The 21854-nt window shown below is 56.3% G+C and carries 16 protein-coding genes; 7 read left to right on the top strand and 9 right to left on the bottom strand.

What is annotated here, in order from left to right; genetic code table 11:
* Positions 1 to 27 precede the first annotated feature (27 nt).
* The 5 genes from pilQ to ABJM11_RS08225 all read right to left on the bottom strand — a co-directional run bounded on the left by pilQ (position 28) and on the right by ABJM11_RS08225 (position 4968).
* Positions 28 to 2112, bottom strand: coding sequence for a type IV pilus secretin PilQ (gene pilQ / locus ABJM11_RS08245; RefSeq protein WP_348296895.1), 2085 nt, complete (start codon positions 2110 to 2112; stop codon positions 28 to 30).
* A gap of 66 nt (positions 2113 to 2178) precedes the next feature.
* Positions 2179 to 2727 carry a pilus assembly protein PilP gene (locus ABJM11_RS08240; protein WP_348296894.1) on the bottom strand — a complete coding sequence of 183 codons (549 nt, stop codon included), beginning with the start codon at positions 2725 to 2727 and terminating at the stop codon, positions 2179 to 2181.
* Positions 2728 to 2729: 2 nt separating this feature from the next.
* The gene (locus ABJM11_RS08235) at positions 2730 to 3341 is read right to left on the bottom strand and encodes a type 4a pilus biogenesis protein PilO (protein ID WP_348296893.1); all 612 of its coding nucleotides are present in this window, start codon (positions 3339 to 3341) and stop codon (positions 2730 to 2732) included.
* Positions 3341 to 3904 (bottom strand): PilN domain-containing protein, encoded by a 564-nt coding sequence (locus tag ABJM11_RS08230; protein ID WP_348296892.1) that lies wholly within the window; start codon positions 3902 to 3904, stop codon positions 3341 to 3343. Before ABJM11_RS08230 ends, ABJM11_RS08235 begins: the two co-directional genes overlap by 1 nt.
* On the bottom strand, positions 3904 to 4968 hold the full coding sequence (locus ABJM11_RS08225) for a pilus assembly protein PilM (protein ID WP_348296891.1): 1065 nt from the start codon (positions 4966 to 4968) through the stop codon (positions 3904 to 3906). The genes ABJM11_RS08230 and ABJM11_RS08225 overlap by 1 nt, the downstream gene beginning before the upstream one ends.
* A 214-nt stretch (positions 4969 to 5182) precedes the next feature.
* Here ABJM11_RS08225 and ABJM11_RS08220 point away from each other — a divergent pair, with 214 nt between their 5' ends.
* Complete coding sequence (locus ABJM11_RS08220; RefSeq protein ID WP_407069980.1) at positions 5183 to 7675, top strand: penicillin-binding protein 1A; 2493 nt, start codon at positions 5183 to 5185, stop codon at positions 7673 to 7675.
* 96 nt (positions 7676 to 7771) lie between these two features.
* Here ABJM11_RS08220 and ABJM11_RS08215 read toward each other — a convergent pair whose 3' ends face one another.
* Both ABJM11_RS08215 and rpmE read right to left on the bottom strand, forming a co-directional pair.
* Entirely contained in the window at positions 7772 to 9037 is a 1266-nt protein-coding gene (locus ABJM11_RS08215) for a malic enzyme-like NAD(P)-binding protein (protein WP_348296889.1), read from the bottom strand.
* A gap of 227 nt (positions 9038 to 9264) precedes the next feature.
* Positions 9265 to 9486, bottom strand: coding sequence for a 50S ribosomal protein L31 (gene rpmE / locus ABJM11_RS08210; protein WP_348296888.1), 222 nt, complete (start codon positions 9484 to 9486; stop codon positions 9265 to 9267).
* A gap of 183 nt (positions 9487 to 9669) precedes the next feature.
* Here rpmE and ABJM11_RS08205 point away from each other — a divergent pair, with 183 nt between their 5' ends.
* From ABJM11_RS08205 to hslU, 6 genes are all read left to right on the top strand, one after another.
* A complete protein-coding gene (locus ABJM11_RS08205; RefSeq protein ID WP_348296887.1) occupies positions 9670 to 11850 on the top strand; it encodes a primosomal protein N' in 2181 nt (726 codons plus the stop codon).
* A gap of 203 nt (positions 11851 to 12053) precedes the next feature.
* The gene (locus ABJM11_RS08200) at positions 12054 to 13646 is read left to right on the top strand and encodes a hypothetical protein (RefSeq protein WP_348296886.1); all 1593 of its coding nucleotides are present in this window, start codon (positions 12054 to 12056) and stop codon (positions 13644 to 13646) included.
* Between the two features lie 135 nt (positions 13647 to 13781).
* Entirely contained in the window at positions 13782 to 15467 is a 1686-nt protein-coding gene (gene argS / locus ABJM11_RS08195; protein WP_348296885.1) for an arginine--tRNA ligase, read from the top strand.
* 60 nt (positions 15468 to 15527) lie between these two features.
* On the top strand, positions 15528 to 16160 hold the full coding sequence (locus ABJM11_RS08190) for an SPOR domain-containing protein (RefSeq protein ID WP_348296884.1): 633 nt from the start codon (positions 15528 to 15530) through the stop codon (positions 16158 to 16160).
* Between the two features lie 96 nt (positions 16161 to 16256).
* Positions 16257 to 16787 (top strand): ATP-dependent protease subunit HslV, encoded by a 531-nt coding sequence (gene hslV / locus ABJM11_RS08185; protein ID WP_348296883.1) that lies wholly within the window; start codon positions 16257 to 16259, stop codon positions 16785 to 16787.
* Between the two features lie 12 nt (positions 16788 to 16799).
* Positions 16800 to 18128, top strand: coding sequence for an ATP-dependent protease ATPase subunit HslU (gene hslU / locus ABJM11_RS08180; protein ID WP_348296882.1), 1329 nt, complete (start codon positions 16800 to 16802; stop codon positions 18126 to 18128).
* Between the two features lie 68 nt (positions 18129 to 18196).
* Here hslU and ABJM11_RS08175 read toward each other — a convergent pair whose 3' ends face one another.
* Together ABJM11_RS08175 and ptsP are read right to left on the bottom strand one after the other, a co-directional pair.
* Positions 18197 to 19438 carry a patatin-like phospholipase family protein gene (locus ABJM11_RS08175; protein ID WP_348296881.1) on the bottom strand — a complete coding sequence of 414 codons (1242 nt, stop codon included), beginning with the start codon at positions 19436 to 19438 and terminating at the stop codon, positions 18197 to 18199.
* 100 nt (positions 19439 to 19538) lie between these two features.
* On the bottom strand, positions 19539 to 21845 hold the full coding sequence (ptsP, locus tag ABJM11_RS08170) for a phosphoenolpyruvate--protein phosphotransferase (RefSeq protein WP_348296880.1): 2307 nt from the start codon (positions 21843 to 21845) through the stop codon (positions 19539 to 19541).
* Positions 21846 to 21854: the final 9 nt, after the last annotated feature.

Below are 21854 nucleotides of genomic sequence, written 5' to 3'. Positions count from 1 at the left end.
CGGCGGGTTTTTTCAAGCGTGACCGAATTACTGAATCAGGTCACTTTTAATGATCTTCGGGGTGATAAAGATAAGCAGTTCGCTACGCTCATCAATATGCTCGGTCCGCTTGAACAGCCGGCCCAGGTAGGGAATGTCGCCCAGGAACGGTGTTTTTGTTGTGGTGGTTGCCACTTCGGACTGGAAGATACCACCCAGAACCACAGTCTCACCGTTGCCAACCAGAACCTGCGTGGTTACCTCGTTGGTATTGATTGCCGGAATACCGGCAGTAACCTCACCTCTGGAATCCTGGTTGACCACCAGATCCATAATGATCTTGTCATCTGGCGTAATTTGCGGAGTAACCTCGAGCGACAACGCCGCTTCCTTGAAGGAGACTGACGTAGCACCGCTGGAAGAAGCCTCCTGATAGGGAATCTCTTCACCGGATTTGATCTTGGCGGTTTGACGGTCAGCGGTTACCACGCGTGGCTGGGAAACCACCTCAGCCTGACCATCGCTTTCCAGTGCAGAAAGCTCCAGATCCACCAGGAAATCGTCGCTCCCCCAGCCAATGGCAAAGGAAGAAGCACCCTCGCCGGAGACACCGAGATCCACTGCCAGTGCGCCGGGGAAGGTGATGGTATTATTTGTACCCCCCGCTGCCTGCCGCGCTTCTTCAACAGCCCCCTGGGAACCGCCTACAGAAACAACATTATTACCACTCACATCGTAGGCTGCGCCACCCCAGCGCACACCCAGACTTTCAGCGACGTTGGTTTGCGCGCGAACTATACGGGCCTCGATGGAAACCTGCCGTACCGGCACATCCCACGTGGAAACAAGGCGACGGATTTCGTCCAGTTTTTCCGCGGTTTCCCGCACGCTGATGGTATTGGTCCGAGCATCAGAGGACACAAATCCACGTGATGATATTAGCTCCTCGTCCGCCTGAATCAGAGCGACTACATCCGCCGCCTTGGCATAGTTAACCTGAATGATATCCAGTCGGACCGGCGCCAATTCAGCAATCTGTTTGTTGGTTTCTAGCTCCAACCTTTCGCGGGCTGCAATTTCGTCAGCGGGCGCCACCAAAAGTACGTTTCCTATCTGGCGCTTGTCCAGGCCCTTGGTTTTCAGAATCAGATCCAGAGCCTGGTCCCAAGGGACATTCTGCAAACGCAGAGTAATACTGCCACTGACCGTATCGCTGGCCACCAGATTAAGGCCGGTGAAATCGGCAATCAACTGCAGCACCGAACGGACCTCGATGTCCTGGAAGTTCAGGGAAAGCTTGTCGCCTGTGTACGGAAACTTCTCTTCCCGACGGGACTCAGCTTCCTCTTCCGTCAGCTTTTCTACGCTGACTGTAAACTGGGAGCCCGACTGGTAAGCAATGTAGTCGTAATTGCCTTCGGGGCGAATTTCCACAACTGCATTGCCATCTTCAGTGAAAGTATCAATACGAGTGACCGGTGTTGCAAAATCCGTCACATCCAGTCGACGACGAAGGTTGTCGGGAACACTCACCCCATCCATAGTCAAGCGGATTCGACCGCCAAGCTCGGAAAGATCAACCGGCGTGCTGGCACTGCCCAGATCCACAATCACTCGACCCTCTCCGTCCCCGCCTCTCCGGAAGTCCACGCCCGCGAGCTGGTTTGAAGATGAATAGGAAGACGCGCCCGATTGCCCGGACGATGCGGAAGAAGACGCTGCAGAGGGTCCAGAAGCAGATGCCGTAGCACCGCCCTCGCTACCGATCGTCACAACCAACCTGTTCTGGTCGCGCACTGTCTGGTAAGGCGCCAGCTCTGCCAGATTGAAAATCAGGCGTGTGCGATCCTTGGTTTCGACTACCGTCATACTCTGGGCATTGCCAGAGCCAAGCGAGATATTGCGGCTGGCAAGTCCGCTATTGGTGTCCCGGAGATCCACGGCTATCCTTGCCGGTCGCTCAATGGTGTACCCGGTCGGTTCCGGCGGCTGACCATCAAATTTCAGCGTCACTTCCACCCGGTCTCCGGATAGCGACGAAAACGACACGTCTTCCAGCGTGACCGCATTGGCCAGGCCGGACAACAACCCAAAAGCAATCACGCCGACGTATACATTGAGTTTTCTGAACATCGCTAGCCTCGACCCCAAACTTTTTTGTTCATGCATGTTTCTTTCAATAGTCATATTGCCGCTCCCCTAGCCTTCGTTTTCATCCAGCGACAGCGAGCGCGGACGCTCGACCCATCCGCCCCGGCCATTGGGAACGATCTCAATCAGTTCAACCCGGGTTTCATTAACACCGATAATCCGACCATAGTTCTGCCCCATGTAGTTACCGGTACGCACCCTGTGGATACCACCTTCATTGTCTCTAACAAGCGCAAACAGACTTCCGGAGGTATCGCTCAGAGTTCCCACCATACTGAGTGCCTTCAGATCGAAATTCTCAAGAACCTCTCTCGGCCGATCCAGATCCGGCTCAACATCACTTTCGGGTTCCTGATCCACCATGGTGAGCTGGACATCAATCGGTGGCTCGAAAGGTGCCCTCCGATCCGCAGCCGAATAACTGAATGCCTCATACGCCTTGAACTCCGGCAAGGGCTCCACGTGCCCACGGGGCTTGGCGCGCGTATCTGCCATAAACTTGTCCAGATCGGAAAAGCCATTTCCCTGGGAACACGCCGTCAGAAAAGATACCAGACAAATACCTATCCAGGCTTTTGCCGCATGCTGTTTCGCCATGCTCATTCTCCAGCCCGGTAGCGGTAGGTACGTGCAAGAACCTGCATATTCAGCTGCTCTCCATCACCGCCCGTTGGTTCTATGGTTAAGTCGTGCAACGTCACAATACGTGGCAGGCTCGCTACACTGCTGACGAAACTCGCCAGCTCATGGTAGGTTCCGGTCACCCGGATATTGATCGGAAGCTCGGCATAGAAATCCCGCTGCTGCTCCCCCTGCAACTCGACCTCCTCCAGATCAAGACCACTACCCAATGCTGTATTGGTGATGTCTTCAAGCAGGCCCGGCACTTCGGTCTCACTGGGAAGTTGTCTCACCAGAGCTCCGAATGTCTCTTCCATTTCTTCCATCTGGGCCTTGAAGACTTCAAGGTTGGCAACCTGGTAGGCCTTGTCCTCGTAACGCTTGCGCAGTTCCTGTTCGGTATTTTCGACCCGCTCCAACTGGGCATACTGGTCCTTGATGAAGAACCAGTAGCCGCCACCGAGAATCAGGCCAAAAATGATAAGCGCGACGATTGCCTTGACCGGCGCCGGCCATATACCGGCGTTATTGACATCCAGGTCATTGATATCAAATTCATTGAGACTTTTAAGTGAGTCCGCGAGGCTCATTACTTATCCTCCCCTTCGGGCTCTGGTGTTTGTTGTTGAACCGACAGGTTGAACTGGCTGTAGCCAGCACGGGCACTGTCGGCAGCAGCGACGTTGGAGAGATTGGGATCGCTGAACCAGTCGGACCCCTCGAAGCGCCTCATCAGGGACGAGATGCGGCTGTTGGATTCCGACATCCCGACAATGTCCACCCGCTCGCCAGTTTTCTTGAGGCTGGTGTAGTACAGACCGTCCGGAAGTGTGCGAACCAACTCATCGAACACCCGTACAATGACCGGGCGCTTGCCCTGGAGATCCTGGATCACCTGCATGCGAGAAAGCAGCTCGTCACGCTTGCGCTTGAGGTCCTCAATTTCCTTGATCTGCTTGTCGAGCTGTTTAGTTGCAGTTTCGATGTATGCGTTCCTGGATTCCTGGTAGGCGATACGGTTATCCATGTCCGTTTTCCATAGGAACACCAGGCCACCGGCGATAATCGCGGCGCCCAGAATCATGACCACGAACTGCTTCTGTTTTTCTGCCCGGAGTTCTTCGCGCCAGGGTCTGAGGTTAATCTTTGCCATCAGTCAAAGCTCCTCATTGCCAGCCCGCAGGCAATCATGAGCGAAGGGGCATCGTTGCTCAGCGACGATGCATTCACCCGGGAACCAACCGCCATGTCCGCAAATGGATTTGCGACCAGCGTTGGCGTGCCTGTTTTTTCCTCAACCATCTCTGTGAGCCCCTGGATCGATGCCGTACCGCCAGCCAGGACCACGTAGTCAACCGCATTGTACTGACTTGCGCCGAAGAAGAACTGGAGTGCCCGGGCAACCTGCTGGACGACTGCTTCACGGAATGGCGTCAACACTTCGGAATCGTAGTCGTCCGGCAGGCCACCCTGCTTCTTCGCGAGGCCAGCCTCTTCCAGAGACAGCCCGTAACGACGCTGGATTTCCTCGGTAAGCTGCTTGCCACCGAAAATCTGTTCGCGGGTATAGACGGTTTTGCCTTCAGCCAGGACACTGAGCGTTGTCATAGTTGCGCCGACATCCACAATCGCAACCACGAGCTCCTCGCCCTGGGAGTCAAGCTGGGACTCGATAAGTGAGTAGGCCCGTTCGAGTGCGTAAGCCTCCACATCCACAATTTTGGTCGTCAGCGAGGCTATCTCGAGAGCGTCTTCGCGGATATCGACGTTCTCCTTCCTGCACGCTGCCAGAAGGACATCGACCTGATCAGGATTGGTTTCAGATGGTCCCTGCACCTCGAAGTCGATTGCCACTTCATCCAGGGGGTACGGAATGTACTGGTCAGCTTCCAGCGTGATCTGGTCTTCCATCTCGAACTCGTTAAGACCACCGTCCATCTGGATCAGCTTGGTTATAACGGCGGAACCGGAGACAGCCACAGCCACCTGCTTGACGCCTGTACGGGACTTGGATGCGACGCGTTTCAGCACCTCACCGACCGCCTCGACATCCGTGATGTTTTTTTCTACAACAGCGTTTGCCGGTAACGGCTCTACTGCGTAGCTCTCGACCTTAAAGCGGTCGCCCTGCTTTGATAATTCCAGAAGCTTCACCGAGCTGGAGCTGATGTCCACACCCAAGACAGCACTGGACTTCTTTCCGAACAATCCGAACACGCGCTCACCCTATACCTGGTTACATGCACCGGGTTATAAAAGCTCCAGACGGAGCTCTTTCATATGTGTTTTTTATTTAAGAGAATTTCTTCAGTTTTCCGTCTACAATGCTCGTTCTTCTTTAATTGGGAAACATTGTACCCGGGAAGTGGCTCGCCCTTCCTAAAGCAATTTCTCAAATGATAGACCTATATCCAACAGTTGTCAGAAAAAAATGTCTCACTTGTTACGTACATCTCGCCTGTTTGCATGGCTTTTTCTCACTGGATTCAGTCTCGCCACAATCGTGGCGTCAGGATTTTACCTTTATCTTCGTCCGGGGCTGCCTCCTGTCGAACAACTCCTGGACATCAAGCTGCAGACCCCTCTGAGGGTGTACAGCGCAGACGACAAATTAATAGCAGAATTCGGTGAAAAGAGAAGGGCACCTATCACAATCGAACAGATCCCTACAATTCAGTTACATGCCTTCCTGGCAGCTGAAGACGCCCGTTTTTATGAGCACTTCGGGGTCGACTTCAAAGGCCTGATGCGGGCTGCCATCGAACTGGTCTCCACCGGAGAGATCCAGTCTGGGGGCAGTACCATCACAATGCAGGTTGCAAAAAATTACTTTTTGTCACGCGACCGGACGTTTATTCGCAAGTTCAACGAGATACTTCTGGCTCTTCAGATTGAGCGTGAACTGGATAAAAACCGCATCCTGGAGCTCTATCTCAACAAGATCTATCTCGGCAATCGCGCCTATGGGATTGCTGCCGCTGCCCAGGTTTACTACGACAAACCAGTGACCGAACTTTCACTGGCAGAAATGGCCATGCTGGCAGGCCTACCCAAGGCACCCTCAGCCTATAACCCCCTTGCCAATGCAAGTCGCGCGGAAGCTCGCAGAAACTGGATCCTGGGTCGCATGCGGGATCTGGAATACATTTCCCAGGACGCCTATGAACTGGCTTCCAACGCCCCGCTGACCGCAAGCTTCAACGCGGCCTCCACAGAGGTGGACGCAGACTACGTGGCGGAGATGGCGCGCGCGGAAATGGTCAGGCGTTTCGGAGATGCTGCCTACACGGATGGCTACACAGTACAGTTGACTGTGGATAGCGAGAAACAGCGGGAAGCCACCCTGGCTCTGAGACGAGGCCTGGAGGAGTATGACCGACGCCACGGCTTTCGCGGCCCGATTGGCCAGGTTGGCGAAGACGAACTGGCCCCGGACAACCTGAACAATCTGATGGCCAATTATCCACGCGTAGCGGAACTGGTCCCCGCCGTTGTCACTGACGTGCGAGACGCAGACAGCGAGGTGGACCTTCACGCCCGCGGGCTGGGCACATCGGTCATGGCATTCAACACCATGACGTGGGCCCGACGATACAAGACCGAGAACCTCACTGGCCCGGAACCCGAGAAGCCCTCTGACGTGGTTTCAGCAGGCGATATCGTTTATGTGAAGCCCATGGTTATCATGACTCCGGAACCACCAGCCGACGGTGCCGAAGAAGACTCCGGACAAAACAACGACCAGCCGGTCGGAGATTTACCTGACGTCAGGCGGGTTGCCCTGGCTCAGGTTCCAAGGGTTCAAGGCGCCCTGATATCACTGGATGCGCAAACAGGGGCCATTGAAGCTCTTGCAGGCGGTTACAGCTTCAGCCAGAACAAGTACAACCGTGCAACCCAGGCTAAAAGACAGCCAGGTTCTACCTTCAAACCATTTCTGTATCTCAGCGCCCTTGAACAGGGAATGACTCCGGCAACGATCTATAATGACGCGCCCATTGTCTTCGAAGACTCTGAACTCGAAACAGCCTGGCGGCCGCAAAATTCCTCAGGACAGTTTTATGGGCCTACCCGCCTGAGGGAGGCCCTGTACCGCTCACGGAATCTGGTTTCCGTACGCCTTCTGAGGGACCTGGGAATACAGAACACTATCGATTACCTCGACCAACTGCGAATACCCACTGAGGACATGCAGAAAAACCTGTCACTGTCGCTCGGGAGCGGGCTACTGACCCCCATGGATCTCGCGCGAGGCTTTGCAGTTATCGCTAACGGCGGTTATGACGTCGAACCCTACCTCGTCAGCAGTATCTCAGATGTCACCGGCGACGATATTTTCGAAGCGCCGGAGGTCATCCTTTGTGACGACAATTGCCAGCAGGCGCAGAAAGAGATCGCTGCAGGAGATCGCAATGCCCGAATTGCAAGAAGACTCGCTGATGAGCGTTCAGTGTATATCCTCCATTCTATGATGCGAGACGTCATCAGGCTGGGTACTGGCAGACGAGCGCTGGCACTGGGAAGAGAAGACATCGGTGGCAAGACCGGCACTACCAACGAACAGCGCGACACCTGGTTTGGCGGATTCAACCACAACATCGCTACAACAGTATGGGTTGGTTTCGATCAGCCCCAGCCACTCGGCCGGCGTGAATTCGGGGCCAGCACCGCCCTGCCGGTCTGGCTTGACTACATGAAGGTGGCGCTTGAAGGTCAGCCCCCTTCCCTGATGCCCAGGCCCAACGGAATTGTCAACATCCGTATCGACCCGGAAACCGGCAAGCGCGCACGTCCCGGTCAGGAAGGTGCAATGTTTGAACTGTTTAAAGAGGAGGATGCGCCACCCCCGCTAGACCCGCAAGACGAGTCCTCAGGTGGCAATGAGAACGGTGACGATGGAGGCCTGTCCAGACAGATTTTCTGATCGGTCCGACTAACGGCTTCTCACTCTACGGCCACAAAAAAACCGGCGATGTTACTCCGCCGGTTTTTTTGTGGCCTAAACGCCCGGAACGACTGATCAGATAATGTCGTCCATTGACTTCAACGGGTAATGAGCAGGGTAGCCGTTGCGGGCAACTCCCGAATCAACCGCGGCGCGTGCAACCGCAGCTGGAACAACCTCCAGCAGACGCACATCCATCGGCTTGGGAATAATATATTCCCGGCCAAACTCGAAGCTGGCAACGTCATAGGCTTCGCAGATTTCCAGCGGCACCGGCTCTTTGGCAAGCTCACGAATCGCGTGAACGGCCGCCACTTTCATCTCTTCATTGATTGCGGTGGCACGAACATCCAGCGCACCACGGAAGATGAACGGGAAGCCAAGCACGTTGTTTACCTGGTTCGGATAATCTGAACGGCCGGTTGCCATGATCAGATCATCACGGGTAGCCAACGCCACTTCCGGACTGATTTCCGGATCCGGGTTGGAGCACGCAAACACAATAGGATTTGGCGCCATCAGCTTGAGCTGCTCGGCGCTCAACAGGTCCGGGCCGGAAAGACCGAGGAATACATCCGCACCGTCCATCGCATCGTCAAGTGTGCGCTTGTCGGTGTCATTGGCGAACATCGCCTTGTACTGGTTGAGATCTTCACGACCAGAGTGAATCACACCCTTGCGGTCCAGCATGAAGATGTTCTCGGAACGAACACCGCAGCTGATCAGCAGCTTCATGCATGCGATAGCTGCAGCGCCAGCGCCAAGACAGACCACCTTGGCCTCCTCGATCTTCTTGCCCTGAAGCTCCAGTGCGTTGATCATGCCGGCTGCCGTTACAATAGCAGTACCGTGCTGGTCATCGTGGAAGATGGGTACGTTGCACTTCTCGATCAGTGCCCGCTCGATTTCAAAACACTCCGGCGCCTTGATGTCTTCCAGGTTAATGCCGCCGAAGGTGTCGGCGATACGCTCAACCGTTTCGATAAATGCCTGGGGGCTCTCGGAATTGACTTCGATATCAAACACGTCAATACCGGCAAAGCGCTTGAACAGTACGCCCTTGCCTTCCATTACCGGCTTGCTCGCCAGAGGGCCCAGGTTACCCAGGCCAAGAATCGCGGAGCCATCAGAAATAACGGCCACCAGATTGCCCTTGGCGGTGTATTTGTACGCGTTCTCTGGGTCCTTCGCGATCTCGCGGACCGGCTCGGCAACCCCGGGGCTGTACGCCAGAGAAAGGTCGCGGGAGGTCTTGGTGGGCTTGGTGATTTCAACACTCAGCTTACCAGGCCGCGGCTTGGCGTGATATTCAAGGGCTGCTTCTTTCAGATCTTGAGACATTGCCACTGTTCCGTTTGTCACGTTTAAAAGGTAAAAGCCACCGGGGCTTGCCCAGCGGAGCGCGACATTATGGCGTGAAGGTCAACATCAGACAAGGCCCCACTGGCCATTTCTCGATCAGTCAATAAGCCATTTTGCGTACATCCCCGCTTGAATGGCGCTCGCCGGGACAAAAGGCAGACACAAAAAAAGCGCCTCGAAAGGCGCTTTTTTGTCTCAGTACGGTATCAGTCTTTCTTTCCGCCGATACGGCCACCGAAACGTTTCTGGAACCGATCAATACGCCCGCCGGTATCCATCACTTTCTGCTTGCCAGTGTAGAATGGGTGGCACTGGGAACACACATCCAGCTGCAGATCCTGAGTAAATGTAGAGCGGGTCTTGAAGGCGTTACCACAGGAACAGGTAACGTTAATGTCTTCGTACTTGGGGTGAATACCTTCTTTCATGGCGAACCTCTGTCGGGTCGTGCCGCTACCTGATCACGGGAGCTCGAATTGCTCCAGGTGCCAGGCACCGCACGTTTGAATCAATTGACAAGACGGGGCACAATCATGCCCTGCCGGAAACAGACCGCGAATCTTACTTGCAATTGTCGCCTCAGGCAAGTCCCGGACCGTCTTATCATCCCCATGGAGCCTCATGTGCCCCGAACTGCGCGCATAGCATTGAACCGCCCTCTCCGGCGGCTGTTTGATTATCTGGTGCCGGACAACCTGACTCTCCAACCGGGCCAGCGCGTGACTGTACCCTTCGGGCGGCAGTCTGCCACCGGCCTTGTTGTCGATTCAGATGTCCAGCCGCCAGAGGGCATTACCTTGAAACCGGTAAGATCGGCCTGTGAAGAGTGGCCCGCACTGCCGGCGGAAACCTTCAAACTGTTAAGCTGGGCAGCGGATTACTATCAGCATCCGCTGGGTGAGTGTCTGTTCACGGCGCTGCCACCCGCCCTTCGTCGCGGAAGACCTGCAACAGAGAAAAAAGAAACCTACTGGCAAGCCTGCGGTGACCCGGCCGTTCTGCCAGCTAATGCAGTACGGCAGAAAGAACTTCTGGGCTGGCTGCAACGCCAGCGGGGGAGCGTCAGCAGCAAACAGATCGTTCGGGCCGGCTTTACCCAGTCGCAAGTCAAAAGCCTTCAGGGTAAGGAACTGATCTGCGAGGTGCCACCGCCCGACCCGGCCGGCGTCCCCGAAGAAATCCGCAACCGTATACCAACCCTTTCCCAGGCGCAGCTCGATGCCGCAAGTCAGCTCCCCGTGCCTGACAACGGCTTTGCCGCATCCCTGTTGTTTGGCATTACCGGAAGCGGCAAAACCGAACTGTACCTCTACTATCTGAAACACTATCTGGGCGAAAGCGATCAGGCATTGGTGCTTGTTCCGGAAATCAACCTCACCCCACAAACCGTCGCGCGCTTTGAGCATTACTTCGGCACACGCATTGTGGTATGGCACTCGTCCCTGAATGATGGGGAGCGGTTGTCTACCTGGCTCAAGGTCCGCAACGGCGAGCCGGTCATAATGATCGGAACCCGCTCCGCGGTATTGCTACCCTTTACGGCCCTGAAAACCATAGTCGTGGACGAAGAGCACGACAGCTCCTACAAGCAGGGCGAGGGATTTCGGTACTCGGGGCGGGATGTGGCCGTCTATCGGGCACATCTCAATCGCTGCCCTATCATCCTCGGCTCGGCCACACCCTCCCTGGAGTCATACCATAACGCGCTGACCGGCAAGTACGCCCTGATCAAGCTGGAAGAACGGGCAGGCAACGCCAGACCACCGCACATCAAACTACTGGACATCCGCAGCCGCCCTCTGGAAGGTGGGCTGTCCCGCCCTGCCGCGCAGGCCATCGAAAAATGCCTCCAGGACGGCCAGCAGGCGCTGGTGTTCGTGAACCGCAGGGGATTTGCCCCCATCATGATGTGTTTTGACTGCGGCCATATGGTCGAGTGCCCCCGCTGCGACACACGGCTCACCTATCATCGCCGGGACCGCGCCATGCGCTGTCATCACTGCGACTTCCAGACCGCCGCCACGGACCACTGCCCGAAGTGCGACAGCGACGCCTTCAAACCGGTAGGCCAGGGCACCGAGCGCACAGAGGACATTCTGGCCACGCAGTTCCCCGAAACACCCGTGGTACGGGTGGACCGGGACAGCACCCAACGCAAGGGCAGTATCCAGGGAATCCTCAAGACGGTGAACAGCGGTCGCCCCTGCATTCTGGTAGGCACGCAAATGCTGGCCAAGGGTCACGACTTCCCGAATGTTACTTTAGTGGTTGTGGTCAATGCCGACGGTGGGCTGTTCAGTGTGGACTTCCGCGCTCCCGAACAGTTGATTCAGACCCTGCTGCAGGTGAGCGGCCGGGCAGGCCGCGGGGACAAGCCCGGGGAAGTGTTGATACAGACCTGCCATAGTGACCACCCACTGCTGAGATCCCTGGCCGAAGGCTATTACCTGCCGTTGGCCGACCAGATGCTGACAGAGCGGGAAACGGGGCAATTACCCCCTTACCGTGCCATGGCCATTTTCAGGGCTGAGGCAGAAACAATGGAAAAAAGCCTGCAATTGCTGGATACCATCAAGCCGCAGGCACTCTCCAACAGGGTGGAAGTCTGGGGCCCTCTCCCCGCCCTGATCGCACGCCGGGCAGACCGCCATCGGGCACAATTGGTTCTGCTTTGCAGCAACCGCAAATACCTGAACCGTCAGCTTGCTGGCGCTTGTCAGACACTGGACCAAAAGAAACAGCCCGCCGGACTGAAATGGATGATCGATGTGGACCCTCAGGAGACCGGCTGATCTGTTTATTACCTTTCTACCGCACTGCATTACAAACTTTTTCAAAAATGAATATGAATCACCATTCCGGCTACACATCCTGTGCTATGATTTTGAGCAAACTAACAATGTAAATCCACGGAAATACCTGAGCTTGCGTGTCTCATGCAGGGAATGCGCGGCGAAATGGCTTTTGCTGTAATTAAAAAAACTGGAGATAAGAAATGTCAGGGAAATTCCTTGCGCGTGCGTCAGCTTTGTCGTTAGCAGTATTGTTAGCCGCTTGTGGAGGAGACGATGACTCCGCACCAATTGTGAATGTTGGTTCAGATGGCTCAAACCCGGAAACCTCAACAGGTGGAGATGATTCAACTGGCAACAACTCTGGTGACGACGAAGCTTCCAACACTTCTGTGATAGCACTCGGGACCGGTTCAGAGGGAAATTTTACGCAAGGACAGATTGAGGCATCCACCACAAACTTGGCGCCAGGGGAAAATGATGCACTACTTCCGGGCGGCAAAGCAGTCCTACAAGTTTCGATCGTTGACCAACAGAACGGAAACACCCTTCTAACAGGCGAAGAAATGAGCGTCAGCTTCACCTCGAGATGCGTCGACCAAGGTAGGGCGACGCTGTCCGCCAACCCAGTCACGGCCTCCTCTGGCATAGCCCAGACAACCTACACTGCAGCGGGGTGCGTTGGCGACGATCTCGTAACTGCACGAGCAGCCGGCGCAGAAGCAAGCGTCATGCTAAACGTTGAAGCATCTGAACCTCTTGCATTTGTAACGCTCCCCCCAGAACCAAACTCTATCTCCCCGACGGACACCTCCGGCAATGCGACCGAAGCCCGGGCTCCCGTGTCCGACGTTCCTTTCCGTTTGATAGATGAGAACCGCAATGGCGTCGAACAGCAAAATGTAACTTTCCGCCTTTTCCCTGCGGATAGCGACTCCACATTGTCGAGCGAAACCGGCACAACGGACTCTGAGGGGTATGTGAGCGCCGTAGTACGTGCAGGCTCCACCCATGAAGTTGTTCGCGTTATCGCCAGCACAACAAACTCCGAAGGAGAGCCAATCGAAACAACCTCTGCCCCGATCGCTATCAATTCTTACATTCCTACAGAGCGTAATTTTGCGTTAGGGCTCAATACCTTTTTACCTGATGCCTGGAGAATCAATGGCACTCAAGTTGAGGTTAGAGTCGACGCCGCAGATCGAAAAGGAAATGCCATTCGTGGCAACACAATCATCAACTTCACAACATCTAACGGCAAAATCACTCCTGATTGTGAACTCAATGATTCCGGCACATGTACAGTAACGTGGGAGAGCCTTAATACGCGCGAAGCCCGCCCTGAAATTGTTGCATATACGCAAGGTGAGCGGCTTATATCTGGGACGGACTGTCACCTCCCGTCTAGCGACTGTTCGTATGAGTTTGCTACGCTGGAAAACATTTCAACACTAGTTCAAAGTAGCTCGGACAACGTTCAGGTAACGCTGACTGATGCGGGCGGGGGTGAATATTGTGCTTCAACTTCAACGACCATTAACGACGAAGTTGATGGCCCGACCACCGTTGCCCCACCTAGCGGCACAACAATTGAGTTTTCAACTACAGCAGGCACCATTATCACCGAAAGCCAAGCCAGCAAAACAATTGGCAGCGGTAAGAATCTCGTCGCAGAGTCAGCGTATGTTGCTTGCGTAGATGCTGAAGCAGATGCGACTGCTACCGAACCTTCTATTTTGAAAGTGGTAGTGACGCCTCCGGGCGGTAACCCGGTGGAAGATTTTGTGAACTTATAAGTTATTCCTAGCCCGGCCCCAGCGCCGGGCATTTTGCCAACACTCCAACTTTCCGCGATAATAACGCCCTTCGATTCTCCGGCGGACAACATGCCGCCGTTCTCCAATTCTCTGTAACCCGAGTCATCCGCCAGCATGAAAGAGACCGTATCCGACCTGCTCCAGTCTGCACTGGCCACCCTTCAATCCGAAGGCGCCCTGCCCGCCGACCAGACGTTCACACCACAGGTAGACAACACCAGGGATAAATCCCATGGTGACTACGCCTGTAACATTGCTCTGGTGGCCTCCAAGGCGGCTGGCTGTCCTCCGAGAAAGCTGGCAGAAGCATTGGTCGACAGACTTCCGGAAAGTGCAGCGGTAGAGAAAGTGGAGATTGCCGGGCCAGGTTTTATCAACTTCTTCATGAGCACAGCCAGCGCCTTTGAAGTGGTCAACGCGATTTTTGACCAGGCCGGGCAATACGGCCGCAACGACAACGGAAAGGGCGAGAAGGTCCAGGTGGAGTTTGTGTCTGCCAACCCCACTGGCCCCCTGCATGTGGGCCATGGCCGTGGCGCGGCGATCGGTGACTGCCTGAGCCGCCTGCTGGAGGCCAACGGTTACGATGTTACCCGTGAGTTCTACTACAACGATGCCGGCGCCCAGATCAATAACCTGGCGCTGTCCGTTCAGTCGCGGGTCAAAGGGCTGACACCTGAAGACGAGAACTGGCCCGCTGACGGCTACCGTGGTGCTTACATTACGGATGTGGCCCACGCCTACATGGCCGGCGAAACCGTCACCGCCGATGACCGCGAAGTCACCGGCAAGGCCGACCCGGAAGACCAGCAGGCTATCCGTGAATTCGCCGTTGCCTACCTGCGTCGTGAGCAGGACCTGGATCTGAAAGCCTTTGGCGTGGAATTCGACGTGTACTTCCTGGAGTCCTCTCTTTATGAAGACGGCAAGGTAGAGCAAACCGTTGAACGCCTGCAGAAAAACGGCTACACCTACGAGCACGACGGCGCTATGTGGCTGAAAACCACTGAGTTCGGCGATGACAAAGACCGGGTGATGCGCAAAAAGGATGGCGGCTACACCTACTTCCTGCCGGACGTGGCCTATCACCTGAACAAGTGGCAGCGAGGTTTTACCACTGTCATCAACGAGCAGGGGGCGGACCACCACTCCACCGTTACCCGGGTTCGCGCTGGCCTCCAGGCCTTGAAAGCGGGCATTCCCCAGGGTTGGCCAGACTACGTGCTGCACCAGATGGTTATGGTGACCCGTTCCGGCCAGGAAGTGAAAATCTCCAAGCGCGCCGGAAGTTACGTCACCGTTCGCGACCTTATTGATGAAGTGGGCCGTGACGCGACCCGCTTTTTCCTGGCCGCGCGGCGGGTGGATTCCCAGTTGACTTTCGATATCGACCTGGCCCGCTCCCAGACCAATGAAAACCCGGTTTATTACATTCAGTATGCCCATGCCCGAATCTGCAGTGTGCTGAGAAAACTGAACGAGGAAGGGGTTGAACGGGGGCTGAAGGAGTGTGTTGGGGACTTGTCACTGTTAACGCTCGACGAGGAGAAGGATCTGGCGAATCAGCTGGCCAAATACCCCGAGCTTATCGCCAGCTCTGCCAGGCTGCGGGAACCCCACCATCTTACTCATTATCTGCGGGACCTTGCGGGGCAGTTCCACACCTATTACAACGCCCACAAGGTATTGATCGAGGATACCGCCGTTCGTGATGCACGGGTAACACTGTACCTTGCCATCCGACAGGTCATTGCCAACGGCCTTGACCTGCTCGGAGTGAGCGCCCCGGAAGAAATGTAGCGGTTACGGCTCTGTATCACCGATCTGAATATCCAGGCAAGCAACAGGAAATCACCCGGCATGTCCCGAGATTACGCGCGCAAATCCAGACCAGCCAGCAAGTCGGCCACACCGACAAGAACAGCAAAACCGGCGCGGAAACCGAAACAGCCCGTAAGACGGCCGGCAGCGGCAAAGACGCAGCACGGAGGCCTCTCCGTGCGCTGGATATTATCCCTGGCCGCCGTTGGTGGGTTTATCGGTTTTATTGCCTATCTGAATTCACTGCCAACACCCGACCAGCAGCCACCGAAAACGGCGCCGGCCCAGCCCCCTGCGGTCAAAGAAAAGACCCCGGCCACCACGGCCAAGGAGGAAAAGCCAGGGTTCCGATTTTACGACATGCTGCCCGACTCCGAAGTTATTCCGCCAGAGGTGGAAGAATATACACCAGGACCCAATCAGCAAACATTCGATTATATGGTGCAGACCGGCTCGTTCCGCAAACAACAGGACGCTGAGAGGCAGCGAGCCGAGATTGCATTCCAGGGCCTGCGGGCCGAGGTCAAACGCATCGATCTTGACAGTGGCAGTACCTGGTATCGGGTGAACGTGGGCCCGTTTACTTCCCGCAGCCAGATGAACGCCGCCGTCGACAAACTGGTCAGACTGAACATTCAGCCCCTGGTCCGGAAAATTCCCAAGGAGGGCTGAGCCGCCCCCCGACTCTCTTGCCTGCCACCCTTGAAAAGCAGGCACCCGCCTCCATAACTGCTGAATACCGTTTTCTATCAGGCAAGTGGAGCCATAATGACTACCATACTTTCTGTCAGGCGCGACGATGAAGTTGCCATGGGTGGCGACGGCCAGGTCTCGCTCGGCAATACCGTAATGAAGGGCAACGCCCGAAAGGTTCGCCGGCTCTATCACGACCAGGTGCTGGCCGGTTTCGCAGGCGGCACCGCAGATGCCTTCACTCTTTTCGAGCGCTTCGAGGCGCAGCTGGAGAAACACCAGGGCAACCTGACCCGCGCCGCTGTGGAACTCGCAAAGGACTGGCGAACGGATCGGGCCCTGCGCCGCCTGGAAGCCCTGCTGGCCGTTGCCGACAAGACCGCCTCGCTGATCATCACCGGCAATGGTGATGTTATCGAACCCGAGCAGGGACTCATCGCCATCGGCTCCGGCGGACCGTTTGCCCAGGCTTCCGCCCGGGCCCTGCTGGAAAACACCGACCTGAAAGCCAGCGAGATTGTGGAGAAAGGCCTGGATATCGCGGCCGACATCTGCATCTACACCAACCACAATCGCACCCTTGAAGTGCTGTCTGCCAACGACTGAGCCGGAGCTAGCATGTCTGCAATGACCCCCCGTGAGATCGTCCACGAGCTCAACAAACACATCGTAGGCCAGGAAGAGGCCAAGCGTTCGGTCGCCATTGCCCTGCGTAATCGCTGGCGCCGGATGCAGCTTGAGAGTGGGCTACGCGAAGAAATCACACCAAAGAACATACTGATGATCGGTCCTACCGGCGTCGGCAAAACCGAGATAGCCCGCAGGCTGGCAAAACTGGCCGATGCCCCCTTCCTGAAAGTGGAAGCCACCAAGTTCACCGAAGTGGGTTACGTAGGCCGGGATGTGGAGTCCATCATCCGCGACCTCGCCGACATGGCCATCAAGATGCTGCGCGAGAAGGAAATGAAGCGCCACGAGCATCGTGCTATGGACGCCGCCGAAGAACGCATACTGGACGCTCTTCTTCCACCACCCCGGGACTTCAAGGAGGACAGCCAGAAAGCGGAAGACTCCTCCACCCGCCAGCTGTTCCGCAAGAAATTGCGCGAAGGCGAGCTGGACGACAAGGAAATCGAGGTGGATCTGCGTAACACCGGCGCCGGTGTTGAGATCATGGCGCCCCCCGGTATGGAGGAGATGACCAGCCAGTTGCAGAACATGTTTTCCAGCATGTCCTCGGAAAAGCGCAAGACCCGGAAGATGAAAGTGGCAGACGCCATGAAGCAGGTTCGCGATGAGGAAGCCGCCAAGCTGGTCAACGAGGAAGAGATCAAGCAAAAGGCCATTCTGAGCGTTGAACAGAACGGCATAGTCTTTATCGATGAAATTGACAAAGTGGCCAAGCGCTCAGAAAACACCTCGTCGGACGTCTCCCGGGAAGGCGTGCAGAGGGACCTTCTGCCATTGATAGAAGGCAGCACGGTCAGTACCAAGTACGGCGCGGTAAGAACAGATCACATTCTGTTCATCGCATCCGGTGCTTTCCACCTCTCAAAGCCGTCAGACCTGATTCCGGAGCTACAGGGCCGCCTGCCCATTCGTGTGGAATTGCAGGCGCTGACCCCGGACGACTTCAAGCGAATTCTGACCGAGCCGGACGCCTCTCTGGTGCAGCAGTACGAAGCACTGATGGGCACTGAGGGGGTTACGCTGACCTTCACGGAAGCTGCTATCGCCCGTATTGCGGAAGTAGCTTACAAGGTCAACGAGACCACCGAGAATATCGGTGCCCGGCGCCTGCACACTGTGCTGGAGCGGCTACTTGAAAGTCTGTCGTTTGAGGCTGGCGATCAGGTTACCGAAAACTTTGAAGTAACCGCCGAGTTTGTGGATGAGAAACTCGGTGAACTGGCAGAAGACGAAGACCTCAGCCGCTATATTCTCTGACTCAGGCCTCGCTCAATCAGGGCGCCTCTAAAAATGGCGCCCTGCCTTCCTCTTTCTTTCAATACACTCTACAACGCCTTGCTGAACAGCTCCGACACGTTATCCAGCCCCGTTGCCAGACGCCCCTTCTGGGCCTTCTTCTTGCGCCCCTTCGCAACATAGAGCGGTAACATTTCACCATACAGACTGGTGCTGATGGTCCGTTGCTCATCTTCCAGGCGATCCCTGCGAAGGCGAATGCCGTATTTCGCCAGCCTCGGTTCCAGCTCATCCGCACGAGTCAGCAGGTCACGTCGGGTCATCTGGTAGGCATGCTCACACACCATCCGGCGGGACTGGAAACTGAATACGTTCGAGAAAAACAGTTTGGCATCGTCGCGGGTGGGCTCAAACAACAGGATATCCTTGTCCGGATAATCTCGTGCATACTGGGCGATACCGGACTGCATGCGGGAATAAACCATGGTTCGGTACATCTGGGACAGCAGGTTGGGCATGCCCGAGCGAGTCAGTTCCCCCGGCGCCATGGTACCGGCCCGCACCGCTGCGCTGGCATCAATGGGCACCTGGGGATTCACCCCAAAAACCAGATCAGCGCCGTCTTCGAAAGCGACAGACGCGTGCAGGCCTTTTCTCAGGGTGCCGTCCACATAGAAGCGCCCATCGATGGCAACCGGCACATAAATACCCGGAGAGGACATGCTGGCCTGAATCGCCCTGGATATGGGCACGTGGTCAAACCCCGGGGCCCCGAAACAGACGGCTTCGGTGCTCTCGACATCCGCGGCCACAATGTACAGGCTGCGACGAAGCTGCCGGAAATCATTGGTACGGCCGAGCATGGTAAAAGCCCGCCGCAGATATTCATGCAGACCCTCGTTATCGAACAACCCCGCCGGCGCCGCCTGAGCGAGGACTGTCATCGCCTCCAGCAAGCTTTGATCATAGGGGTTATTAATAAACCTGCGAACCGCAGTGGTGACCAGACCGGGTACCGCCAGCAGACGGCTACCCAACTCCCGGAATGCCGGGCGATAGAACACCTCGGGGTGAAATGGGTGAACCTCAGCCTCGTTGCGTACAAAAATCCGGCACAACTGGGCCGTCGTCATCTGGTTAGCCAGGTTCGCAGCGACAAAAGACCCGGCATTCACGCCGACGTACACATCAATATCGTTGAAATCGAGACCGTCCAGCGCCTCATCCAGCGCACGCAACGCCCCGATTTCGTAGATTCCACCCAGGGGGCCACCGCCTCCAAGTGCGAGGCCGATTCGGGGCCGGGGTTTTATTGCTGTCGTTGCTGCCATTATTCGCTATCCCCTTGCGGGTACTGGTGGCTAATGCCTTCCACCGTAGCAGCCCAATTTAGAGTGCACACCCTATATGGACCCCACAGATAGCAACTCATCAGGAAAGGGCCTTCTCGGCATGGGCAATGGAGCTTGACTTGCCCGGGCGCAGATAACGGCTAAAGCCCGCATTGCGAAGCGCCAGATCCACACAACTCTTGATAACGTGAGGGGAATCCAGCAATAGCACATCCTCAAGTAGCTGGGCCGCCCATTCGCGGCTGACACTGCGGATGACAGACTTGACCTTGGGCAGGCTGGCCGCGTTCATGGACAGCGAATCGTACCCCATGGCCATCAGCAGCAGGGCACCACCGGGGTCCCCCGCCAGCTCGCCACAAATGCCCACCGGCTTGCCCACTGCATGGGCATCCTGGGCAACCCGGACAAGCGCCTGCAAGACCGCCGGATGGTAGGAATGGTACAGCTGGGCCACACGCGGGTTGTTGCGGTCCACTGCCAGCAGATACTGGGTAAGGTCGTTCGAGCCCACCGACAGGAAATCGACACGGTCGGCCAATTCGCGAATCTGGTACACCGCCGCCGGTATCTCAACCATCACCCCGACCTTGGGCATATGTATGTTGAAACCCTCTTCCCTCACCTCGTGGTAGACCCGGTAAATCAGGTGCAAGGATTCTTCCACTTCCGAAATATTACTGATCATCGGCAGCATGATCTGCAGATTATTCAACCCTTCACTGGCTTTGAGCATGGCTCGCACCTGAACCAGAAATATCTCCGGATGATCCAGGGTTACGCGGATACCACGCCAGCCGAGAAAGGGGTTTTCTTCCTGAATCGGAAAATAGGTCAGAGCCTTGTCGCCGCCAATATCCAGCGTGCGCATGGTGACCGGATTGGGGGCAAAGGCTTCCAATTGCTCGCGGTAATACTCCCGCTGTTCCTGTTCGGACGGAAAGCGATCTTTAATCATGAAGGGCACTTCGGTACGGTACAGCCCGATGCCCTCGGCACCATGGCTGAGCGAGCGCACCACATCCGTCATCAGGCCGGTGTTCACCAACAACGATACCCGGTGGTTATCCGTGGTTTCACAGGGCAGGTCCCGCAGAGCCTCCAGCCCCTTGACCAGCTCGTCTTCCTCGTCGCAGATTTCCTGGTAGAAATTCCGCAGATCCGTCGAGGGAGACGCAAAGATCTGACCCTCAAACCCGTCCACAATCAGGTCTTTGCCATCCAGCTGGTTCACCGGGATATCCACCAGCCCCATGACCGTTGGCACTCCCATGGCACGCGCGAGGATGGCCACGTGGGAGTTGCTGGAGCCCTTCACCGACACCAGGCCAACCAGTTTCCCCTTGGGCACTTCCCCAAGCATGGCCGGGGTCAGCTCTTCACTGACCAGTACCGTGTTGTCGGGGTAAACCGTGTCTTTCTGCTCCCCTTCCTGCAGGTGAGACAGCAAACGGCGACCCAAATCGCGGATATCCACCGCCCGCTCCTGCAGGTAGTGGTCCTCCATCATCTCGAAGTGACGCACATACTGCTGAACCACCTGCTTCAGGGCACCCTGGGCCCAGAAACCTTCCCTGATCCGATTGGAGACCTCGCCCGGCATGGCATCGTCACCCAGCATGCGCAGGTATACATCAAAAAGCGCCTGTTCTTCCGGCCGCAACTGTGAAGCCAGGCGGGCCGCCACCCGCTCGATATCTTCGCGCACCGCAGTGACTGCGCCATTGAACAGCGACAATTCCAGTTCGACATCATCCGTGGGCTTTTCCGGCACAACGTCCAGATCCGCGGCCGGATAGACCACCACACCCTTACCGATGGCAACACCCGGCGCCCCCGGCACGCCACTGAAGCTGACGTCCGTGGCTTCTTCGCCGGTCAGAGATAGGCCGCTGATGGCGCCCGTGGCTTCACTATGAGCGATCACACCGGCCAACTGCGCCGACACTGTTACCAGGAAGGCTTCTTCACCTTCATCAAAGCAGCGTGAACTTTCCCTTTGCTGAACAACGAGAACGCCCAGCACCCGACGGTGGTGAATAATGGGCACACCGAGGAACGAGCGGAAACGCTCTTCACCCGTCTCGGGGAAATAACGGTAGCGGGGATGAGAGGGTGCATCTTCTAGATTGATGGGTTCCTCACGTGAGCCCACCAGGCCGATCAGGCCCTCGGAGTAGCCAAGGCTAACCTGGCCGACGGCTTGCTGGTACAGGCCCTCTGTGGCCATCAGAATGTAGCGGTTAGTGGCCGGGTCAAGGAGATAGACCGAGCATACCTCGGTATCCATGGCTTTCTGCACACGCGAAACGATAATATCCAGCGCCTCCTGCAAATCGCGGGCGCTGTTTACCTCTTGTACAAGACTTCGCAGTATGCTCAGCATGGCGGGTTC

This window comes from Marinobacter sp., from assembly GCF_039977835.1.
GTDB lineage: Bacteria > Pseudomonadota > Gammaproteobacteria > Pseudomonadales > Oleiphilaceae > Marinobacter.
The sequence above is the reverse complement of the archived record's forward strand: the minus strand, read 5'-3'. Positions and strand labels throughout refer to the sequence as shown.

Bases quoted from the DNA above. Each gene is read 5' to 3' on its own strand.
- pilQ (WP_348296895.1), bottom strand. From the start codon at position 2,112: ATGTTCAGAAAACTCAATGTATACGTCGGCGTGATTGCTTTTGGGTTG.
- ABJM11_RS08240 (WP_348296894.1), bottom strand. From the start codon at position 2,727: ATGGCGAAACAGCATGCGGCAAAAGCCTGGATAGGTATTTGTCTGGTA.
- ABJM11_RS08235 (WP_348296893.1), bottom strand. From the start codon at position 3,341: ATGAGCCTCGCGGACTCACTTAAAAGTCTCAATGAATTTGATATCAAT.
- ABJM11_RS08230 (WP_348296892.1), bottom strand. From the start codon at position 3,904: ATGGCAAAGATTAACCTCAGACCCTGGCGCGAAGAACTCCGGGCAGAA.
- ABJM11_RS08220 (WP_407069980.1), top strand. From the start codon at position 5,183: ATGTCTCACTTGTTACGTACATCTCGCCTGTTTGCATGGCTTTTTCTC.
- ABJM11_RS08215 (WP_348296889.1), bottom strand. From the start codon at position 9,037: ATGTCTCAAGATCTGAAAGAAGCAGCCCTTGAATATCACGCCAAGCCG.
- rpmE (WP_348296888.1), bottom strand. From the start codon at position 9,486: ATGAAAGAAGGTATTCACCCCAAGTACGAAGACATTAACGTTACCTGT.
- ABJM11_RS08205 (WP_348296887.1), top strand. From the start codon at position 9,670: ATGGAGCCTCATGTGCCCCGAACTGCGCGCATAGCATTGAACCGCCCT.
- ABJM11_RS08200 (WP_348296886.1), top strand. From the start codon at position 12,054: ATGTCAGGGAAATTCCTTGCGCGTGCGTCAGCTTTGTCGTTAGCAGTA.
- argS (WP_348296885.1), top strand. From the start codon at position 13,782: ATGAAAGAGACCGTATCCGACCTGCTCCAGTCTGCACTGGCCACCCTT.
- ABJM11_RS08190 (WP_348296884.1), top strand. From the start codon at position 15,528: ATGTCCCGAGATTACGCGCGCAAATCCAGACCAGCCAGCAAGTCGGCC.
- hslV (WP_348296883.1), top strand. From the start codon at position 16,257: ATGACTACCATACTTTCTGTCAGGCGCGACGATGAAGTTGCCATGGGT.
- hslU (WP_348296882.1), top strand. From the start codon at position 16,800: ATGTCTGCAATGACCCCCCGTGAGATCGTCCACGAGCTCAACAAACAC.
- ABJM11_RS08175 (WP_348296881.1), bottom strand. From the start codon at position 19,438: ATGGCAGCAACGACAGCAATAAAACCCCGGCCCCGAATCGGCCTCGCA.
- ptsP (WP_348296880.1), bottom strand. From the start codon at position 21,845: ATGCTGAGCATACTGCGAAGTCTTGTACAAGAGGTAAACAGCGCCCGC.